Origin of the sequence: Bradyrhizobium sp. (assembly GCF_049581145.1) — a bacterium.
Taxonomy (GTDB): domain Bacteria; phylum Pseudomonadota; class Alphaproteobacteria; order Rhizobiales; family Xanthobacteraceae; genus Bradyrhizobium.
Genome location: NZ_JBAURI010000437.1, coordinates 1 through 3,477, shown reverse-complemented (window position 1 = coordinate 3,477; position 3,477 = coordinate 1). Strand labels below are relative to the sequence as shown.

The following is a 3,477-nucleotide window of genomic DNA, read 5'->3' as shown; positions in this document are numbered from 1 at the left end:
CGGCGGTCCGGTCGGCTCGGGCAAGACCGCGCTGATCGAGGCGCTGATCCCGGCGCTGCAGCGGCGCGGCATCGATTTCGCCGTCGTCACCAACGATCTCGTCACCAAGGAGGATGCCGAGCGGTTGCGCCGCTCCGGCCTGATCGATCCTGCGCGGGTGTCGGCGGTCGAGGCGGGCGCCTGTCCGCATACCGTGATCCGCGAGGACCCGACCTTGAACATCGCGGCCGGCGATGATCTCGAGGCGCGGTTTCCGGGACTCGAACTGATCCTGTTCGAATCGGGCGGCGACAATCTGGCGTCGACCTTTTCGCTCGATCTGGTCGATTGGTGGATTTTCGTGATCGATGTCGCCGGCGGCGACGACATTCCGCGCAAGAAGGGTCCGGGCCTGTTGCGCTGCGACCTGCTGGTCGTCAACAAGATCGATCTTGCGCCCCATGTCGGCGTCGATCTCGACAGGATGCTCGAGGACGCCGGTCGCGTCCGCGCGGGACGGCCGGTGATCGCGACCAATCTGCGCGGCGGCGTCGGAGTGGAGGCGGTCGTCGATGCGATTTCAGCCGCTGTCCTCTTCAAGGTCTGATCCCGGACGTGACGTCGAAGCCTACCTTGCGGTCGATCTGGCCGGCGGCCGGACCACGCTTCGCCGCCAGCTTGTCGGCTATCCCCTGCACGTCACCCGCGGCTTTTATCTCGACGCCGGGCGGCCCGATCTCCTGACGCTCTATCTGCAATCGGCGTCGGGCGGGCTTTACGCCGGCGACCGCCTCAAGCTCGACGTGAGCGTCGGCGCGAACGCGGCCTTTCATCTGACGGCTCAGGCGGCAACCGTCGTGCATGACGGCCGCGCCAGCGGATCGCGACAACGGCAATCGTTGCACGTCGCAGGCGGCGCGTTCTGCGCGATCGCAAGCGATCCCTATGTGCTGTTTCCGGGCGCCGACCTTGCGCTCGAAACCATGGCAATTGTTGCCGAGGATGCCGTGCTGTTTCTGGCCGACGGCTTTGCGGTCCACGATCCCGGACACAGTGGCTCCGCGTTTGCGCAATTTTCCAGCCGGCAACGGATCCTGCGGCCCGATGGCCGATTGCTGCTGCAGGATTTCGGCCGCCTCCGCGGCGATGAGTTGCGCAACGGGTCGCTCGGCCCGCTGGCCGCTGCCGCAACGATCCTCGTCATCGCGCCGCCGGACCGGCTGCCGGCGATGGCCGTCATGGAGCTGTCCGCCGATCGCCTCGGCTGTCTTGCCGGCGCATCACTGGCGCCGAACGGCGCCGGGCTGGTGATGCGGATCCTGGCGCCGGATGGCGGCACGCTCGCGCGTGCGCTTGAAGCGGCCTTTCATGTCGCCGGCCGTGCCGCACTCGGCACCGAGCTCGCACGGCGTCGGAAATGAGAATCGCAAACGCAACCGCATTCACCGCTCGTCATGCCCGCGCTTGTCGCGGGCATCCACGTCTTGTCCTTTCCGCAGCGGCAAAACGTGGATGGCCGGGACAAGCCCGGCCATGACGGAGCGAGCGCGCTACCGATGCCGTACTACCGCCGCGCCAGCCGGAAATAGAGCTGCGCGAGCCGGTCCGGCAACTCCTCGACGCGATGAACCATCATGGTAGAGCCGCGCCCGAAAATCCGCGACGCCGCATTGATCCCGGTCTGGCCGAGCACGACGCCATAGGCATCGATACCGCCGGCATGCAGCCCGAGCGCCGCGCGTCGCGCGTCCTCGATCAGATCGAGCGGGTCGGCGACGTCGATATCGGACGGCTCGCCGTCGGTCAGCACGATGACGAGCTTGCGTGCGGCGCTCGTTTTCCTGATCACCTGGCCCGCATGACGCAGTGCGGCGCCGAGCCGGGTCGATAGTCCCGAAGCGAGCCCGGCCAGCCGCGCCATGGAGCTGCGGTCATAGCTTTCGTCGAATGCCTTGACGCTGGTCATCCTGACGTCTTCGCGGCCGTCGGAGGCAAAGGCGAGAAGGCTGAAGGGATCGCCGAGCCGGTGCATCGCTTCGGCAAGCACCGCGACTGCGAGCCGCTCGACATCGAGGGTCGTGGCGCCGGAAGCCAGCCGGTCCCGCGTCGATTCCGAGATATCGATCAGCAGCAGCCCGGCAAGATCGCGGTGCACCGACGTCGACGAGCGGAACACCCGCGGGTCGGGCTGGCGGCCGGTCCGCAGCGCGATGCCGGCCTCCAGGATCGCGTCGATGTCGAGATCATGGCCGTCATGTTGCCGGTTGAGGCGGATTTTCCGCCCGATCTTCACGCCCCGCACCAGCCGTCCGATCCGGCTGCGCAGCACGTCGGCGCGATCCAGCGCGGCCTCGACCGATCGATGGTCGCCGGCGCGCGCAGCGACTTCGCGCACCACGGTCCATTCCGGGCGCTCGATTCCGTGCACGCGGTCCCATTCGGGATAGCGTGCGATGACGACGCCGCGCTCATCCGGCGCGACCGGACGGCCGCGACCGATCGTGCCGTCGGCTTGGTCTGGTTCGGTCGTCGCGTTGCCGGCGTCGCGCGTTTCCTGCCGCTCCATCCGGACCGCGTCGATCGGAAGTTCGATCACCTCGCCGGAAGGCGGCGCAGTCTCGGCAAAATCCCACAGACCCAGACCATCGTCGCGATAAACCGGTTCGACGACATACGTCTTGGCGTTGAACTGCACCCGCATCTGGCCGAGGTCGTTGCCGAGCAGCATTCCGATCTCCCGGCTGATGGCGGGATCGTCGATGCGCGGCAACGCGGCCGCAAACATCGCGCGGCCCTTGGCGACAAACGCATCGTCATCGGCGTAGGCCGGATCGAACAAAGCGCGGGCGAGGCGCGCGAGCAGGACTGGCGCGGTCGCCACGCCGGTGGGGCCTGCGACATGATACGGCGACCACAGCCGCCGCAGGCCCGGCAATTGCCGCATCGCCAGGCTCTCGATGCGGGCGTCCTCGACCAGATTCACGAGGGCGATCTGCAACGGCTTCAGCGTGCCCGCCGGAAACAGGCCTTGCCCCAGCACCAGATGCGCCTGGGCATGCGCGGCCGCGGCGCGGAACAGCGTGCGGGCGGTATCGCCCTGCACGCCCCGATAAACCTCCGGCAGTCTGATGATGGGCCCCGCGATCGATGTGCGGCGCTGGGTGGTCTGGCTGTTGTCGGAGGGCAGGCTGCGCAGCAGGGGGACGCGACCCCACAGCGCGGTCACGAACGCCTTGAGCTCGACCTCGGTTTCGAGAAAGCCAACGCTGCCGAGATCGCGCGCGATCATGCGGCGCGCGAGCTCGTCCTGCAGTGAAAAGAACGCGATCCGCCGGGACTTGTTGCCGGACGCCGCGCGCAATCCGGCGGCTGTGAAATTCTCGAAAACCTCGATGGTGCCGGGCGCGAGGATCTCGCCGAGGTGAGAGGCGACCAGTTCGACCGACTCCGGCGCTTGTCGCGCCAAAAGCTCCATGGTCCGCCACCATCGCGCCAGCG

At 67.8% G+C, this 3,477-nt stretch carries 3 protein-coding genes; 2 read left to right on the top strand and 1 reads right to left on the bottom strand.

Annotated features, from left to right (window positions below):
* The coding region (gene ureG / locus WCB02_RS14215) for an urease accessory protein UreG (protein ID WP_423958854.1) at positions 1-586 on the top strand (586 nt) is incomplete at its 5' end.
* Entirely contained in the window at positions 552-1,400 is an 849-nt protein-coding gene (locus tag WCB02_RS14210) for an urease accessory protein UreD (RefSeq protein WP_423958853.1), read from the top strand. The genes ureG and WCB02_RS14210, both read left to right, overlap by 35 nt.
* Before the next feature lie 143 nt (positions 1,401-1,543).
* Here WCB02_RS14210 and WCB02_RS14205 read toward each other — a convergent pair.
* Positions 1,544-3,477, bottom strand: a 1,934-nt coding sequence (locus WCB02_RS14205; protein WP_423958852.1) for a nitric oxide reductase activation protein NorD, incomplete at its 5' end; no start/stop codon positions are given.